Annotated in this window: 12 protein-coding genes; 6 read left to right on the top strand and 6 right to left on the bottom strand. The window is 50.5% G+C overall.

All coding sequences use genetic code 11. The annotated features are described in order from the left end of the window. The first annotated feature begins 79 nt into the window (after nt 1-79). Nucleotides 80-1,672 (top strand): sensor histidine kinase, encoded by a 1,593-nt coding sequence (locus tag EH243_RS11485; RefSeq protein ID WP_126158809.1) that lies wholly within the window; start codon nt 80-82, stop codon nt 1,670-1,672. Here the strand turns inward: EH243_RS11485 and EH243_RS11480 are convergent. The 6 genes from EH243_RS11480 to EH243_RS11455 form a co-directional block, all read right to left on the bottom strand. Next, nucleotides 1,667-2,587 carry an HDOD domain-containing protein gene (locus EH243_RS11480; protein ID WP_164549106.1) on the bottom strand — a complete coding sequence of 307 codons (921 nt, stop codon included), beginning with the start codon at nt 2,585-2,587 and terminating at the stop codon, nt 1,667-1,669. The two genes, EH243_RS11485 and EH243_RS11480, sit on opposite strands and share 6 nt — an antisense overlap. Nucleotides 2,588-2,709: 122 nt before the next feature. Next, nucleotides 2,710-4,140, bottom strand: coding sequence for a siroheme synthase CysG (gene cysG, locus EH243_RS11475; RefSeq protein WP_126158807.1), 1,431 nt, complete (start codon nt 4,138-4,140; stop codon nt 2,710-2,712). 135 nt (nt 4,141-4,275) lie between these two features. After that, nucleotides 4,276-5,037: a phosphoadenylyl-sulfate reductase gene (locus tag EH243_RS11470; protein WP_126158806.1), complete on the bottom strand. Its 762-nt coding sequence runs from the start codon at nt 5,035-5,037 to the stop codon at nt 4,276-4,278. 18 nt (nt 5,038-5,055) lie between these two features. Beyond that, the gene (locus EH243_RS11465; RefSeq protein ID WP_126158805.1) at nt 5,056-5,535 is read right to left on the bottom strand and encodes a DUF934 domain-containing protein; all 480 of its coding nucleotides are present in this window, start codon (nt 5,533-5,535) and stop codon (nt 5,056-5,058) included. Next, nucleotides 5,519-7,180 carry a nitrite/sulfite reductase gene (locus tag EH243_RS11460; RefSeq protein ID WP_126158804.1) on the bottom strand — a complete coding sequence of 554 codons (1,662 nt, stop codon included), beginning with the start codon at nt 7,178-7,180 and terminating at the stop codon, nt 5,519-5,521. The genes EH243_RS11465 and EH243_RS11460 overlap by 17 nt, the downstream gene beginning before the upstream one ends. A gap of 79 nt (nt 7,181-7,259) precedes the next feature. Beyond that, entirely contained in the window at nt 7,260-8,045 is a 786-nt protein-coding gene (locus EH243_RS11455; RefSeq protein ID WP_126158803.1) for a sulfite exporter TauE/SafE family protein, read from the bottom strand. Nucleotides 8,046-8,407: 362 nt separating this feature from the next. Here EH243_RS11455 and cysD point away from each other — a divergent pair, with 362 nt between their 5' ends. From cysD to rsxC, 5 genes are all read left to right on the top strand, one after another. After that, nucleotides 8,408-9,325 (top strand): sulfate adenylyltransferase subunit CysD, encoded by a 918-nt coding sequence (gene cysD / locus EH243_RS11450; protein ID WP_126158802.1) that lies wholly within the window; start codon nt 8,408-8,410, stop codon nt 9,323-9,325. A 120-nt stretch (nt 9,326-9,445) separates the two neighbouring features. Beyond that, a complete protein-coding gene (cysN, locus tag EH243_RS11445) occupies nt 9,446-11,152 on the top strand; it encodes a sulfate adenylyltransferase subunit CysN (protein WP_126158801.1) in 1,707 nt (568 codons plus the stop codon). A gap of 304 nt (nt 11,153-11,456) precedes the next feature. Then, a complete protein-coding gene (gene rsxA, locus EH243_RS11440) occupies nt 11,457-12,038 on the top strand; it encodes an electron transport complex subunit RsxA (protein ID WP_126158800.1) in 582 nt (193 codons plus the stop codon). Between the two features lie 9 nt (nt 12,039-12,047). After that, on the top strand, nt 12,048-12,644 hold the full coding sequence (gene rsxB, locus EH243_RS11435) for an electron transport complex subunit RsxB (RefSeq protein ID WP_126158799.1): 597 nt from the start codon (nt 12,048-12,050) through the stop codon (nt 12,642-12,644). After that, nucleotides 12,641-15,607 carry an electron transport complex subunit RsxC gene (gene rsxC, locus EH243_RS11430; protein WP_126158798.1) on the top strand — a complete coding sequence of 989 codons (2,967 nt, stop codon included), beginning with the start codon at nt 12,641-12,643 and terminating at the stop codon, nt 15,605-15,607. Before rsxB ends, rsxC begins: the two co-directional genes overlap by 4 nt. The last annotated feature ends 33 nt before the right edge of the window (nt 15,608-15,640 follow it).

Genomic DNA, 15,640 nt, shown 5'->3' with positions numbered 1-15,640 from the left:
ACACGCTTGATAAGTACTTTCAAGCCAGTCAGTCTCTCTATGCCATGATGGTAAACACTCGGTTAGATAAACATCGTCTATGCGCCTAAGCCAACGCTTTAAAGCACTCTGTCGTCAAAAACCATTGGGCATCCGCCTACTGACGGCGATCTTGCTTTACAGTTCAGTGATTACCCTGATCGCCACCGCCACCCAGCTCTGGTTAGATTACCGTTATGAACGGTCGGCCATCGAGGAACGCTTACAACAGATTGAAGCCAGCTCACTTAACAGCCTCGCCAATAGCCTATGGGAGATCAGCCCAACGCAGATTCAGGTGCAACTGGACGGTATTTTGCAGTTGCCGGATGTCCGTTATCTTAAACTCGAATCCCAGTTTGGCGATCAATACAGTGCCGGCGATAAGCCCAATACTGGCGCCACAGTCGAACGCCATTACGCCCTGAACTACGTTGATAGCAGCAATGCCGCCGTTAAGGTGGGTGATCTAACCCTTATCGTCAGTCTGGATGAGGTGTACCGTCGGCTCGCAGATAAAGTGCTGCTGATTCTTGCCTCCCAGGGCATCAAAACCTTTTTAGTCTCGATCTTTATTCTCGCCCTGTTCAACCAGCTAGTCACCCGCCACCTAAGCACCATGGCGCAATATGCCCGACGACTTAAACTAGACCAGTTGAATACGCCGCTTATATTGAAACGTAAAACACGACAAACAGAGGACGAACTAAGCCAAGTGGCCAATGCGATGAACAGCATGCGCCAAACCATGCTGACCGATATAGACAAACGCGAGGCAGCCGAGCGTTCACTGGCCCGTTTAAATGCCGAACTGGAACAACGGGTTTCTGATCGTACTCAGGCATTAGAAGAAAGTAATAAAGAGCTGCGTGAAACCCTGAAGAAACTTCAAGCTACTCAGCAACAGCTGGTCGAATCGAAAAAACTGGCGGCTCTCGGTGGTTTAGTCGCCGGCGTCGCCCATGAGATTAATACCCCGATTGGGATTGGCTACACCGCAGCATCATATCTGGCCGACCAAGCGCTGCTTTATCAGCAGCAACATCAGGACAACCCTCTCGCCCAAACGGCGGTCGAAAGTAGTCAGCTGATCTGTCAAAATCTCGAGCGGGCTGCTCAGCTTATTCGCGCCTTTAAACAGGTATCCGTCGACCAAGCCAGTGAGCAGTGCCGCCAATTCGACCTTATTCAGTATCTGGCCGAAATCCAACACTCACTAAGCCCTAAACTCAAACAAGCCAATCCTGATATCAGCATCAAGGGGCCAACCCAGCTGATACTCAACAGCTACCCCGGCGGCTATTACCAGATCTTTACCAACCTCATTCTCAATTCACTGCTACATGGCTTCGATAACCAAACCGGCGGTAAGATTTCCATGACGATCAACCCCTATGCCGATCGAATGCAGATTGAATATCGTGATAACGGCGCAGGTATTCCGGATGGTTGGCATACGCGATTATTCGAGCCCTTTATGACCACCAAACGTAACCGTGGCTGCAGCGGCTTAGGTATGCATATCGTGTATAACCTCGTCAGCCAGTTATTACAGGGGCATATTCAATCCATCCCCAGCAAGCAAGGCGCTCACTTCCGGATCGATCTCCCCCTAGAGCCTAAGCCGATCGCCTTAAGCCCGCCATCATCATAGACCCTCGTCCGGCGTTTTTTCGGCATTAATCACCAACCGTTGGCACTGCTCCGATAACATGGGTAACTGCTCCGCTAGATATTCAATCGGGAAATCGATCTTGGGCCAATCCTCATGGATACAGTGTTCGGCTATAAAGCCTTTCAGTTGCGTACTTGACCACGCGGGCCATTCCGGATTTTTTATCAATAACATGCTGAGAAAATCAGCAAACTGAACCACCGTCATCAGCTGCTTAAAGGGCAGCGACACCGTTTTGAAATCCCACAGATCATAGTGCTGATGAAAACGCAGTACGTTGGTCAGCGTGCGGGGCAGATTCCAGCGCTGCGCCGCCATATAACCCACTTCGGTATGGGTAAAGCCATACTGCTGTATCTCTGTTTCGGGGAGTTCATCCAGTGCATTCCAACTCCTTGCCTCATTCTGCTGCCCAGTGTTAAGCACCATCTGCAATAGAATAAAACGGCCAATATCATGCAGTAATCCCGCCATATAGGCGAGATCAGCATTAACATTAAAAGCAGTGGTATGGTTCGCTAGAAAACGACTAAACACCGCAACCTCGATAGAGTGACGCCAACCGATCTTGTAACCCGGCGTCATCATCTCGGTATCGACCTGCGTCAGCTGGTTAATCAGCGCCAGCGTGTTAAATACCCCGATTCGTTCGAGTGCTTTTTCGATGCTATAGACAGGTTTAAGAGGGCCGCAAGGGACAGAATGGGCAGCAGAGATAATTCTCGCGGACAAAAGGGGGTCTTCACTCGCCAGCTCGGCAACTTTTGGGTAGAAATCCGTCGACTCGTGACTGCGTTGCTTTAACTGAGCCGCCACACTGTGTAATAAAGGTAACGTATGGATAGACGCGTTAACTAGCTCAAGGCTAAATACCGTTTTAGCTTGCTCCGGCACAAGATCACCTCCCGACCTATAGACACTCTTATTCTCATTATTATTGAATAGTTGGCCTTTTATTCCGCTACAACCCTAGTATTTACTGGGGCTATAACGGCATAAATAATACCAACCGGTCTTTAATCTGGATTAGCATCCGGCAAAATCAAGCCGTGGTTATGCAACACCTCTTCACCAAACCAAGCTAGGTTTTCATGGAGCTGCACCACTTCACCGACGATAATCAATGCGGGCGCGGGCAGTTTGGCTTGTTCCTGTAACTCGGGCAAGCTGCTTAAGGTACCGGTTAATACCCGTTGATCAGCACGGGTACCGTTAGAGATAATCGCCGCGGGTGTCTCTGCCGGTTTGCCATGGGCGATCAACTGTTCGAACAGTGTGGGCAATGTATGCAGCCCCATATAAAACACGATCGTTTGGTTCGGGTGCACCAACTCCTCAAAATTTAGATCAGAGGTACGGTTCTTTAACTGCCCTGTTACCAGTCTAACGGACTGTGCATAGTTTCGATGCGTCAGCGGAATCCCCGCATAGGTTGAACAGGCACTGGCGGCGGTAATACCCGGCACCACCTGAAAGGGAATATTGTGCTGTTTGAGGGTTTCCAGTTCTTCACCACCCCGACCAAAGATAAAAGGATCACCGCCCTTTAAGCGTAGTACACGTTGCCCTTGTAGCGCATGTTTAACCAACAATTCATTGATGCCATCTTGCGGCACCGCATGATTATCCCTTCGCTTACCGACAAAGATTCTATCGGCATCTCGGCGGCAAAGATCGACAATGGCGGGCGATACCAACTGATCATAAAGCACCACATCCGCCTGCTGCATCAACCTAAGCGCCTTAAACGTGAGCAGTTCAGGATCCCCTGGGCCACCCCCCACCAGATAAACCTCACCGACTTGATGGTCTGGATCGGCCTTTTCTAACGCCGATTCCAATAACGCCCGCGCTTCTTTATCTCGACCAGCAAACACTTTCTCAGCGACTTGCCCTTGAAGGATTTTTTCCCAGAAAATCCGCCGCCGCTCAACATGGCTAAAAGTCTGCTTAACCTGCTGGCGGAACTCACCCACCAACCGGCCCAACCGGCTATAACCTTGCGGAATCCAAGTTTCCAGTTTCGCCCGCAGCAAGCGCGCCAAGACAGGGGATTCACCACCGGAGGAGATGCCGATAACAATCGGAGAGCGGTCAACGATAGCGGGGAAAATAAAGGTACACAGCGGTTGGTTATCCACCACATTCACCGGGATATTGCGCTCAACCGCATCGAAATGAACCTGTTCGTTCAGCTCATTATCGTCCGTTGCCGCAATGACTAGATAAGCATCCGCCAATAGGCCGCTATGATACTCCCCCACAATCACCTGCCCGTTGTGCTGTTCAATCAGCGCCACTAGCTCGGGATCGACTCGGTGAGCCACCACAATTACCCGTGCCCCTGCACGGGTCAACAGGCTCGCTTTACGCAACGCTACCTGTCCGCCCCCCACTAACAGTGCAGTCCGGTCGTTCAGCTTAAAAAATAACGGCAAATAATCCAATGTGTCGTCCTCGGCTAGCCCGCTAGCGTCGATAATATAGGCATTAGGGTAATATAACGTTTTAAAGTAGCATACTTAAAAGATAGCAGAAAAGAGCCCGCAGATAGCGGGCTTTGTGAGTATCGGAAGATTAATTTATTTCGGCAAAAAATCCATCACATTAACGGGCTTCGCTTCGTCCTTGTTGGCTGGCGCACCGGAATGTAAGCCGCACTCGCGGGTCTCCGGGTTTTCCCACCACCAACGCCCTGCTCGAACATCTTCACCCTCGGCAACAGCCCTTGTACAGGGCGCGCAACCGATACTCGGGTAATGCTGATCATGCAACGCATTATAAGGCACCTTATGGGCACGGATATAAGCCCAGATATCCGCTTCAGTCCAATCCGCGAGGGGATTAAACTTATCGATGCCGTTACCCTCATCAAACTCTTTAAAACCGATCTCATCACGGGTTACTGATTGCTCGCGACGCAGGCCGGTAATCCAAGCCTGACGATTAGCCAGTGCCCGCTTCAACGGTTTAATCTTACGCACAAAGCAGCAGCCTTTACGCATCGCCTGACTTTCATAGAAAGCATTGACGCCGTTGCTCTGCACATACTCTTCAACATCGGCGGCTTCTGGGTAAAAAACCTGAACTTTGAGGTTTCCATAAAGCGCCTGCACATCGGTGAGTAACTTCAGGGTTTCTTCCGGTAGACGGCCAGTATCGAGCACAAACATACCGATCTGAGGCGTATGCTTACTGATCAGATCGGTAATCACTACATCTTCAGCGCCCAGACTATTGGCAAACACCAGACCGGTATCTGAATTTTCGGCCGCCGCCTGCTGAAGTACCGCGATGGTATTCGCAACTTTGGCGTCCAGTTCAGGGGTTAATAATTCACTCATCACGGTTATCCTGATCGGTTACTGACGGAAAATAGGTCGTTCGTCATCCGTACTGCCCTGATAACGCACCGGCACCTCGCCAAACGCACTGAGGATATCGTCACTGTAGCGATCATCAGGGATCGCAAAGGCATCAAAACCACAACGCTGCATATGATCTAAACGGTCACGGGTAACATCCCCGACCGCACGAAGCTGACCAGTAAAGCCGCCACGGCGCAAGATTCTCGCAAAGCTAAACCCCCGACCATCGGTAAAGGCGGGAAATTCAATGGCGATCAACGCCAAGGCAGCCAAGTGTGGTAGCAGTAGATTCACATCTTGATCGCCATTGATTTGCACACCCAACTGGCCATCAGCCTTTAGCAACGTCTCAAGATTCTGCTCAAACAACTCAAAAGGCACGACAATATCGTCATTGATATGCGCCGCTAGGTTATCTTCGTCAACCAGTAACCAGCTGTCTTCGACAACTGCTCGATTAATTAACAGGGGCATAAACTCTCTCCTTAAACGGTGCTAGACCAATACGTCGTACGGTCTCGATAAAACGCTCTTCTTCAAGGCGGTTGTCTACATACACGTGCAAGATTTTCTCAACCGTATCGGCTACCTCGGCTTGAGGCACTGATTTACCAATGATTTTACCCAATGAAGCATCTTCGCGGGATGAGCCACCAAGGGTGATCTGGTAATAATCTTCACCGCCTTTATCCACCCCGAGAATACCGATATGCGCCACATGGTGATGGGCACAGGCATTGATACAGCCAGACATATTCAGCTTGATATCACCAATATCATAGAGATAATCGAGATCGTCAAATTTTTCATTAATCTGTTCGGCCACTCCCAGTGTATGGGCGTTTGCTAATGAACAGAAATCAAAACCTGGGCAGACGATCATATCGGTCAGGGTACCGATATTGGCCCGTGCTAGATTCAGATCACGTAATGATTGCCAGAGGGTGTACAGATCACCGGCGGCCACATGGGCGAAGACTAGGTTTTGATCGTGGGTGCTACGAATTTCGCCGAAATTAAAGGTATCGGCTAGATCCGCCACCGCATCCAACTGCACGTCGGTAATATCACCCGGTGGTTTTAGATGAGGCTTGAGTGAGATCACCACCGCACGGTAGCCCGCCACTTTATGAACACGGGTATTCCGCTCATACCAAGCGCGGAACTCGGCATTATCCTCGAGCTGATTTTCCAGCACAGACAACCCGTCTACGGCATCAGCCGCATAAGGAGGCGGTGTGAAATAGCCTTTAAGCTTCGCGATATAATCATCGGTTAGGGCTAGCTCGCCTTCTCGGTTAATTTCCCACTCGGCTTCAACCCGATTACGAAACTCCTCGATACCCATCGCGTTGACTAATATCTTGATACGCGCTTTGTATTTGTTATCCCGACGACCGTTTAGGTTATAAACCCGCAAAATCGCTTCGAGATAACTGAGTAGGTCACGTTTTGGCAAGAACTCACGAATCAGCTTACCAATCACCGGTGTACGGCCTAGACCACCACCGACCAACACTTCGAAGCCGACTTCACCGGCGTCATTTTTAACCATGTGCAAACCGATATCGTGCACCTGAGAAGCCGCCCGATCTTCTGGGCCTCCGGTAACAGCGATTTTGAATTTACGCGGCATATACGCAAACTCAGGATGCAATGTGGTCCACTGACGAATAATTTCACACCACGGCCGAGGATCTTCAATCTCTTCCGGAGAGATCCCCGCAAAGTGATCTGTCGTGGTGTTACGCAGACAGTTACCACTGGTTTGGATCGCATGCATCTGTACTTCGGCCAGTTCAGCCAAAATATCCGGCACCTCTTCCAGCTTCGGCCAGTTCAACTGAACATTGCTCCGCGTAGTGAAGTGGGCGTAATTTTTATCATATTTACGGGTGATATCCGCCAGCTTACGCAGCTGAACAGAGTTCATCTGGCCATAAGGTACGGCAATCCGCAGCATCGGCGCTTGGCGCTGAATATAGAGGCCATTCATCAAGCGCAGGCCACGGAATTCCTCATCGGGAATTTCACCAGCCAAGAAACGGCGGGTCTGATCGCGGTATTGCTCAACCCGCGCATTGATCAGAGTCTGATCCTGTTCATTATATTGATACATGTCTATTACCGCCGGCGAACCGGCCCTCACCCTATAAAAATTACAATTCAAAAAACTATTTTATTTAGCTACCTGTTATTCAACCAACCAGTACAAAACGCATACCGATGGCTAACAACAGCGTGCCCATAATTGGCTGTATGACTCTTGGTGACAGCTTGCTGCCAAAATGGCTACCCAAGAACACCCCTGGCAAAGAACCAATCACTAAACAGAGTAATAACCAGAGATCGACACTGCCCATACCATAGTGTCCCGCACCAGCAATACTGGTTAACACCACCGCATGAACAAGATCGGTCCCCACTAACGTTTGCATGGTCATCCGAGGATACAGCAAAATCAGCATGGCGGTGCCCAATGCGCCCGCGCCCACAGAGGAGAGCGTGACTAAACCACCTAACACGATACCCACTAACAGGGTTACGTAGGGACGATACCGCCGGCCATGCTTTTCAAACCGAGTGCCTTCCAGTTTGACCACTGACGCACGGATCTTGGCACGAAAAAACACGGCGATCGAGGTCAACACCAATGAAACACCCAAGGTGATATTCATCAGATGCTCGACTTGTTCTAAGCCGTCTAGGCCATCAAGGTAATACAGTGTGACTAATGCCCCGGGGATACTACCACCGAGCAGTAAAAACACCACCCGCCACTCAACCAATTTTTTGCGCGCATAGGAGATGCTGCCACCAAACTTGGTAATCGCCGCATAAATCAGATCGGTACTCACCGCAGTCACCGGTGGAATACCAAAAATAACGATCAGAATCGGCGTCATCAGAGCGCCACCGCCTATCCCGGTTAAACCGACTATAAAGCCAACCACCAGGCCGGCAAAGCTGTAAGCTATTTCCATCAACGTTCTCAGCTGCCTTAAAAAGTTACCCGCCTATTAAAGACAAAGACGGAATAGCGCATATTCAGATTGCGCCATCATAGCGACTAGCCCTTATAACGTAAAATACTAATTATTAATTTGTTAATTCTTTTTTGGAATAACAAAAAAATCCAGCCCTCTTTTCCTCAGCGCATCAGTAAGCTGAACCTCTTATACCAAAAAGCTATTAAAACATTACAATTTATTCTTTTTAATTTTAAGAGTGCTTCTGCATAATGGCCCCATTAATTAAGGTGCCATCTATCTGATACTGATTTAAACCATCAGCATGAGTTATCCATCGGCCCCATTTATCAGCTAGGTAGAAAGAGCTAATCAATATGAGTCAATTGCCGGAACACAGACTGACCCATCTGCGTCAACTGGAAGCAGAAAGCATCCACATTATTCGCGAAGTTGCATCGGAGTTTGAAAATCCGGTCATGCTTTATTCCGTTGGCAAAGATTCCGCCGTGATGCTGCACCTAGCACGCAAAGCTTTCTATCCAGGTAAGCCACCTTTTCCATTGATGCATGTGGATACCACCTGGAAGTTTAAAGAGATGATCAGCTTCCGCGACAAGATGGCGAAAGAAGTTGGCATGGACCTGATTGTGCACACCAATCAGGAAGGCGTTGATATGAATATCAGCCCCTTCACCCACGGCTCGAAAAAACATACCGATATTATGAAAACTCAGGGCCTGAAGCAGGCGCTGAACAAATACAAATTCGATGCAGCCTTTGGTGGCGCGCGTCGTGATGAAGAGAAATCCCGCGCGAAAGAGCGGGTATTCTCCTTCCGTGATAAAAACCATCGCTGGGACCCTAAGAGTCAACGCCCAGAACTATGGAACACCTTTAATACCCGCATCGATAAAGGCGAAAGCATTCGGGTCTTTCCGCTGTCCAACTGGACCGAGCTGGATATCTGGCAATATATCTACCTTGAGGGTATTCCGATTGTGCCGCTTTACTTCGCCGCTGAACGCCCGATCGTGGTTCGTGATGGCGTCGAGATTATGGTTGATGATGACCGTCTACCATTGGAAGAGGGCGAAGTACCAGAGATGAAGATGGTTCGTTTCCGCACCCTTGGCTGCTATCCGCTCACCGGTGCTGTGGAATCCACAGCGCAAACCCTGCCTGAAATTATTCAGGAGATGCTGCTTGCCACTACATCAGAACGTCAGGGCCGAGTGATTGATAACGATGGCGCAGGCTCCATGGAACAGAAGAAGATGGAAGGCTACTTCTAACACGGTTGGCGTCGCTGAGATCATTCACCGACGCACTCAATGGGTGAAACCACCCAACCGTTATGCCGACTTAACGTCTTTTACTGCACTGTACAGAATTTTAGAATACGGAACACAATCATGAGTCATCAGTCCGATCTGATCGCCAGCGATATCGAAACCTATCTGGCACAACATGAAAATAAAGAACTACTGCGCTTTCTCACCTGCGGTAGTGTAGATGATGGTAAATCGACCCTGATTGGTCGCTTGCTACACGATTCAAAGATGATCTATGAAGATCAACTCGCTGCCCTGCACTCCGACAATGCCAAATCCGGTAATGCCGGTGAAGAACTCGACCTTGCTTTACTGGTTGATGGCCTGCAGGCAGAACGTGAACAGGGTATTACCATCGACGTGGCTTACCGCTACTTCTCAACCTCTACCCGTAAATTCATTATCGCGGATACCCCGGGGCATGAGCAGTACACCCGTAACATGGCCACCGGCGCATCCACCTGCGATCTAGCGATTATCCTGATTGATGCCCGTTATGGTGTGCAGGTGCAAACCAAACGCCATAGCTTTATCACAGCGCTACTGGGGATTAAGCACACCATCGTTGCTGTCAACAAGATGGATCTAGTGGACTTCAGCGAAGCCCGCTACGAAGAGATTAAACAGGACTATCTAGACTTTGCCGCTGATTTAGAGCTAAACGATATCCACTTTGTGCCGATGTCTGCGCTAAAAGGCGACAATGTCGTCAATCTGAGCGACAACATGCCTTGGTATAAAGGTGCGCCATTGATGGAGCATCTGGAAACCATCGAGATCGCGAATGATCAGAATTTCGATCAGTTACGCTTTCCGGTTCAGTATGTTAACCGCCCTAACCTCGATTTCCGTGGTTATTGCGGCACACTCGGCTCAGGCATTGTCCGTCCGGGTGACGAGATCACCGTATTGCCGTCAGGCAAAACTAGCCGCGTGAAATCGATCGTCTCCTATGAAGGCGAGCTACAGGAAGCCTTCCCACCGATGGCAGTCACCCTGACCCTCGAAGATGAGATCGATATCAGCCGTGGCGACATGATTGTCCACAGCAGCGATAAGACTCAGGTCAGCGATCGCTTCGACGCGATGGTTGTCTGGATGGCCGAACAGGAACTGATCCCTGGGCGTCAATACGATATTAAGCTGGCCACTCAGACCGTCGCCGGTGGGATCAGCAGTATTCGCCATTGTGTCGATGTGAATACCCAGCAACAGCATCCGGCGGCAACGCTGAAGCTGAATGAAATTGGCCGTTGTGAAGTCACCCTAGAACGTCCCGTTGTCACCGACAACTACCGTGAGCATCACACCACCGGTTCATTTATTGTTATTGACCGTCTGACCAATATCACCGTAGCGGCGGGCATGATTGTCGCCGATGATGCGCAAGACAGCTTAATCAATGACCAGCTGGTTAGCCAGAGCCCAAGCATCTCTCAAGCAGAGCGGGAACAGCGTTTCGGACAGAAAGCGATCACCCTTGCCCTTCAAGGCGGTACAAAGGAGCAACGTCAGACGCTGCTCTACACCCTCGAACGTCAGTTATTCAATCAGGGACGGGCGATCACCGTTTTATTAGATGACGGTCATCTGCCAGGAGAGATCGGACCGATCGCTTCACTACTGAATGAGAACGGTCTATTGGTACTCACCGATGCCACAGCAAGCGCACTGCCTGAAGGTGCACAGCTGATTGATCTAGACAGCCGTGATTTGAACGAACAACCCTCGGTTCCCGCTCAGGTTCATGCCATTCTGGAGCAGTTACGCGATAGTCGTGCGATCTAATATCGCACTCATAGGTAGAGAACTGACTGGGCCGACACATCCGTTAACGCCCAGTTTGCTTTTTAGCCGCGGTATTATAGAAAGTTTCTGTTATCCATAAGTTTTCATGAATCAGACTGGTATAATGCCTCGCCGAGACAATCTGACCTCTTCATATCCCGTTTTATGATCCAGATCGATAAAAGTTGAAGCACATCAACCATAAAGCTATACCGGAAAGTCGCTAAAATCGGTAAACTTTAGCACTTTCTCATTTTCAGCCAGCTCCGGTACAACGATTACCGGCGATGATGTAACGAGTATTATGACTGATTACCTGCTAATTATTATCAGCACTGTTCTAGTGAACAATTTCGTCTTGGTTCAATTTCTTGGTCTGTGCCCCTTTATGGGCGTGTCCAACAAACTGGAAACCGCGATGGGGATGTCGCTGGCCACCACCTTTGTGCTAACCCTATCATCGGTTTGCAGTTACTTGGTGTATACCTATCTGCTGGCCCCCCTTGAAATCACCTATCTGAAAACCATCTCGTTCATCTTGGTGATCGCGGTGGTGGTGCAGTTCACAGAGATGGTGGTACGTAAAACCAGCCCACTGTTATACAAGTTACTCGGTATCTTTCTCCCGCTAATTACCACTAACTGTGCGGTGTTAGGTGTGGCGCTGTTAAACATCAAAAAAATGAACGGCTTTGTCGATTCGATTGTTTACGGCTTTGGTGCAGCGGTTGGTTTTTCACTGGCGCTCATTCTGTTTTCCGCTATGCGGGAGCGTATTACCGTGGCGGATGTGCCGGCTCCCTTTCAGGGTACGGCGATCGGCATGGTCACTGCGGGCCTGATGTCACTCGCCTTCCTCGGTTTTACCGGTCTGGTTCAGTTTTAAGGAGTTACCGTGAGCGCTGTATTAGTCGCCGTGCTGGTATTGTTAGGGCTAGGTCTGGTGTTCGGTATCCTACTAGGCTATTCCTCAATCCGCTTTAAAGTCGAAGGCAACCCTCTGGTTGATCAGGTCGACGCTCTACTACCACAAACCCAATGTGGCCAATGTGGCCACCCGGGATGTCGCCCCTATGCGGAAGCGATCGTTAACGGTGAAGCCATTAACAAGTGCCCGCCGGGAGGCCAAAGCACCGTTGAAGCCTTGGCAGATCTATTGGATGTTGAAGCACTCCCTCTCGATGCCGAAGATGCGGAAGAGCCGATCAAAAAAGTCGCTTATATTCGCGAAGATGAATGCATCGGCTGTACTAAATGTATTCAGGCCTGCCCGGTCGATGCGATTCTCGGGGCGGCTAAACAGATGCATACCGTCATCGTGTCGGAATGTACCGGCTGCGATCTCTGTGTTGAACCCTGCCCTGTCGATTGTATTGATATGTTACCACTCGAACCCTCACTGAATAACTGGCAGTGGCCAGCCCCGAAACCCGGCATAGAGCTGATTGCCACCGACCGTCAGCCAGGCATTGCGCTGGAGGTTAAGGGATGAAAAACACCATTCGAGTACATCAGTTCCACGGCGGCATTCATCCACCTGAGAACAAAAAACAGTCTACCGGCGCACCCATCTCGTTAGCGCCCCTGCCATCCCGCATTATTCTGCCACTACAGCAGCATATCGGTTTACCGGCAGACCCGATTGTTAAGGTCGGTGATCGGGTATTAAAAGGCCAACGGGTTGCCGAAGCCATTGGTCGTATCAGCGCTAATATCCACGCCTCTATTTCAGGTACCGTGGTTGATATCGGACCTCACCCCGTCCCCCATGTATCGGGAATGGATGCCGATTGCTTAGTCATTGAATCCGATGGCCAAGATGAATGGATTGAGCATCAAGGTCTGCCCGATTACACCCAACTGGCCAAACCGGAACTGATCGAATATATCCGTCAGGCCGGTGTGGCCGGCATGGGCGGCGCAGGCTTTCCAACCGATGTAAAACTACACCTCGGCGATGACCATATCGTCAATACATTGATTATTAACGCCGCCGAGTGTGAACCCTACATTACCGCCGACGATATGCTGATGCGTGAGCGAGCCGATGAAATCCTAGGCGGGATTGAAATTATCGCTCACCTGCTTAAACCACTGCATATCATGGTGGGTATCGAAGATAACAAGCCTCAAGCGATTCGAGCCCTGCATGACGCGTTAGATAAAAGTCATCTTAATCTCGATATCGTTATCACCCCGACCAAGTATCCTTCCGGCGGTGAAAAACAACTGATCAAGCTACTCACCGGTGTTGAAGTGCCTAGCGGTAAGATTCCCGCCGATGTGGGGATTGTCTGCCAAAACGTCGGCACGACCACCGCTGTCTATCGGGCGGTCATCCTCGGTGAACCGCTTATTTCACGTATCATGACCGTCACCGGTGAGTCCGCTAATCATAAACAAAACTATGAAGTGCGCATTGGCACACCGATAGCCGACCTGCTCAACCACTCTGGCGTCGACCGCGCGCAGATGCAGCGGTTGATTATTGGCGGCCCAATGATGGGGATTACTGTCACTAACGAGCAGATACCGGTGATCAAAACCACCAACTGCCTGATTGCCGCCAGTATTCACGAAATGCCGCCACAGCCACCCGCTCAGGCCTGCATCCGCTGCGGCATGTGTGAACAGGTGTGCCCAGCCGAACTATTACCACAGCAGCTGTATTGGTTTGCCAAAGGTAAAGAGTTTGATAAAGCTCGCCATCACAACTTGTTTGATTGTATCGAGTGCGGCGCTTGCTCTTACGTCTGCCCGAGCAATATACCGTTGGTGCAGTATTACCGTTTTGCCAAGGCTGAGATTCGCAAAGAGGATGATGAACAGCGCAAAGCAGACCACGCCCGTCTTCGCTTTGAAGCCCGCTTAGCACGTTTAGAGCGAGATAAAATCGAGAAAGAGGAGCGCCGTAAGCAGCGTGCGATCGAAGCTGCCGCCGCTCAGGCCGCGAAGAAAGACGCCGCTTTCAATAAAGCCGCCTCACCGGCAACGAACAATCCAACCGACGCCGGCGTTCCAGACCTGAAACAGTTAAAGAGTAACGCGGCCATCGCCCGTACTAAGCTGAGAAAAGCGGAAAAAGCGCTCGCCAACGCCCAAGATAAAGGCTTGGATGGCATCGAAACACTGCAAGCCACCCTGAAGCAGTTACAACTCAAATCGGAGTTAGCAGAGAAAGCCTACACCGAGGCCCAACAGGCACCCGCCAAAAGCGCTGCGGCCCCCGAAACCGACCTGAAGCAACTCAAAAGCAATGCCGCTATCGCTCGCACTAAGCTAAAGAAAGCGGAAAAACAACTGGCGGCCGCAGAGGCCGGTGGCGAAGGTGATATTGACGCACTGAAAGCGCAGGTCGTCGCCTTGCAGGCGAAATCAGCCGATGCAGAAAAGGCCTATCAAGCCGCCGACAGCGGCACGGTCAGCCCAGTTGCCATCGATACCTCCGCTTTAGAAGCCGAGATCGCCACGCTGCAAGGTAAAGTGGATAAAGCAGAAAATGCTTGGAAGGCTGCGGTTGAATCCGGTAGCCCCGCCGCCGAGAAAATGGCCGCCGGTGTCGAAAAACTAAAAGAGAAGCTTACAGGCTTGCAAGCAGAGTTAACTCAAGCCCGCTCAGCGGTTCAACCTGCTGCGACTGTTGATACCTCCGCTTTAGACACTGAGATCGCCACGCTGCAGGGCAAAGTGGATAAAGCAGAAAATGCTTGGAAGGCTGCGGTTGAATCCGGCAGCCCCGCCGCCGAGAAAATGGCCGCCGGCGTCGAGAAACTAAAAGAGAAGCTTACAGGCTTGCAAGCAGAGTTAACTCAAGCCCGTTCAGCGGTTCAACCTGCTGCGACTGTTGATACCTCCGCTTTAGACGCTGAGATCACCACGTTGCAGGGCAAAGTGGATAAAGCGGAAAACGCTTGGAAGGCTGCGGTTGAATCCGGCAGCCCCGCCGCCGATAAAATGGCCGCCGGCGTCGAGAAACTAAAAGAGAAGCTTAAAGGCTTGCAAGCAGAGTTAACTCAAGCCAAAGGTCATCTAGAGACAAACGCCGAAGGAAAGGCAGAAGAGGCTCCGGCGATCGACCTTAAGGCACTCAAGCAGCAGGTGTCGATTATGCGCACCAAGCTCAAAAAAGCGGAAAAACAGCTAGCGGAATTACCCGAGGGTGAAGATAACGCTTCGCTAATGGCCGAAATAGAAGCACTTCGAGCTCGCCATGACGCGGCTAAAGCCTCTTTCGATGCCGCCGAAGCGGACAAAATTGCGGCTGCCGCCAGCGAAGGGATCGATCTAAAACAGTTGAAGATCGATGCAGCCTTAGCACGGGCCGCCGTCACCAAAGCGGAACGCGCCTTGAGTAAGGCGGAGCAAGAGAGTAAACAATCATTGGAAACAGAACTTCTGAGCATCCGAGCAAAAGCCGACAAGCTGAATGCCACCCTAGAACGTTTTTCTGACTAGGCCGGATATGACTAAGTTTTCTTTTTTAATCCT

Source organism: Amphritea opalescens (assembly GCF_003957515.1).
Taxonomy (GTDB): domain Bacteria; phylum Pseudomonadota; class Gammaproteobacteria; order Pseudomonadales; family Balneatricaceae; genus Amphritea; species Amphritea opalescens.
Note: the sequence above shows the minus strand (reverse complement) of the source record. Positions and strands in the feature narration are given on the sequence as shown.

Bases quoted from the DNA above. Each gene is read 5' to 3' on its own strand.
- EH243_RS11485 (WP_126158809.1), top strand. From the start codon at position 80: ATGCGCCTAAGCCAACGCTTTAAAGCACTCTGTCGTCAAAAACCATTG.
- EH243_RS11470 (WP_126158806.1), bottom strand. From the start codon at position 5,037: ATGAGTGAATTATTAACCCCTGAACTGGACGCCAAAGTTGCGAATACC.
- EH243_RS11465 (WP_126158805.1), bottom strand. From the start codon at position 5,535: ATGCCCCTGTTAATTAATCGAGCAGTTGTCGAAGACAGCTGGTTACTG.
- EH243_RS11460 (WP_126158804.1), bottom strand. From the start codon at position 7,180: ATGTATCAATATAATGAACAGGATCAGACTCTGATCAATGCGCGGGTT.
- EH243_RS11455 (WP_126158803.1), bottom strand. From the start codon at position 8,045: ATGGAAATAGCTTACAGCTTTGCCGGCCTGGTGGTTGGCTTTATAGTC.
- cysD (WP_126158802.1), top strand. From the start codon at position 8,408: ATGAGTCAATTGCCGGAACACAGACTGACCCATCTGCGTCAACTGGAA.
- cysN (WP_126158801.1), top strand. From the start codon at position 9,446: ATGAGTCATCAGTCCGATCTGATCGCCAGCGATATCGAAACCTATCTG.
- rsxA (WP_126158800.1), top strand. From the start codon at position 11,457: ATGACTGATTACCTGCTAATTATTATCAGCACTGTTCTAGTGAACAAT.
- rsxC (WP_126158798.1), top strand. From the start codon at position 12,641: ATGAAAAACACCATTCGAGTACATCAGTTCCACGGCGGCATTCATCCA.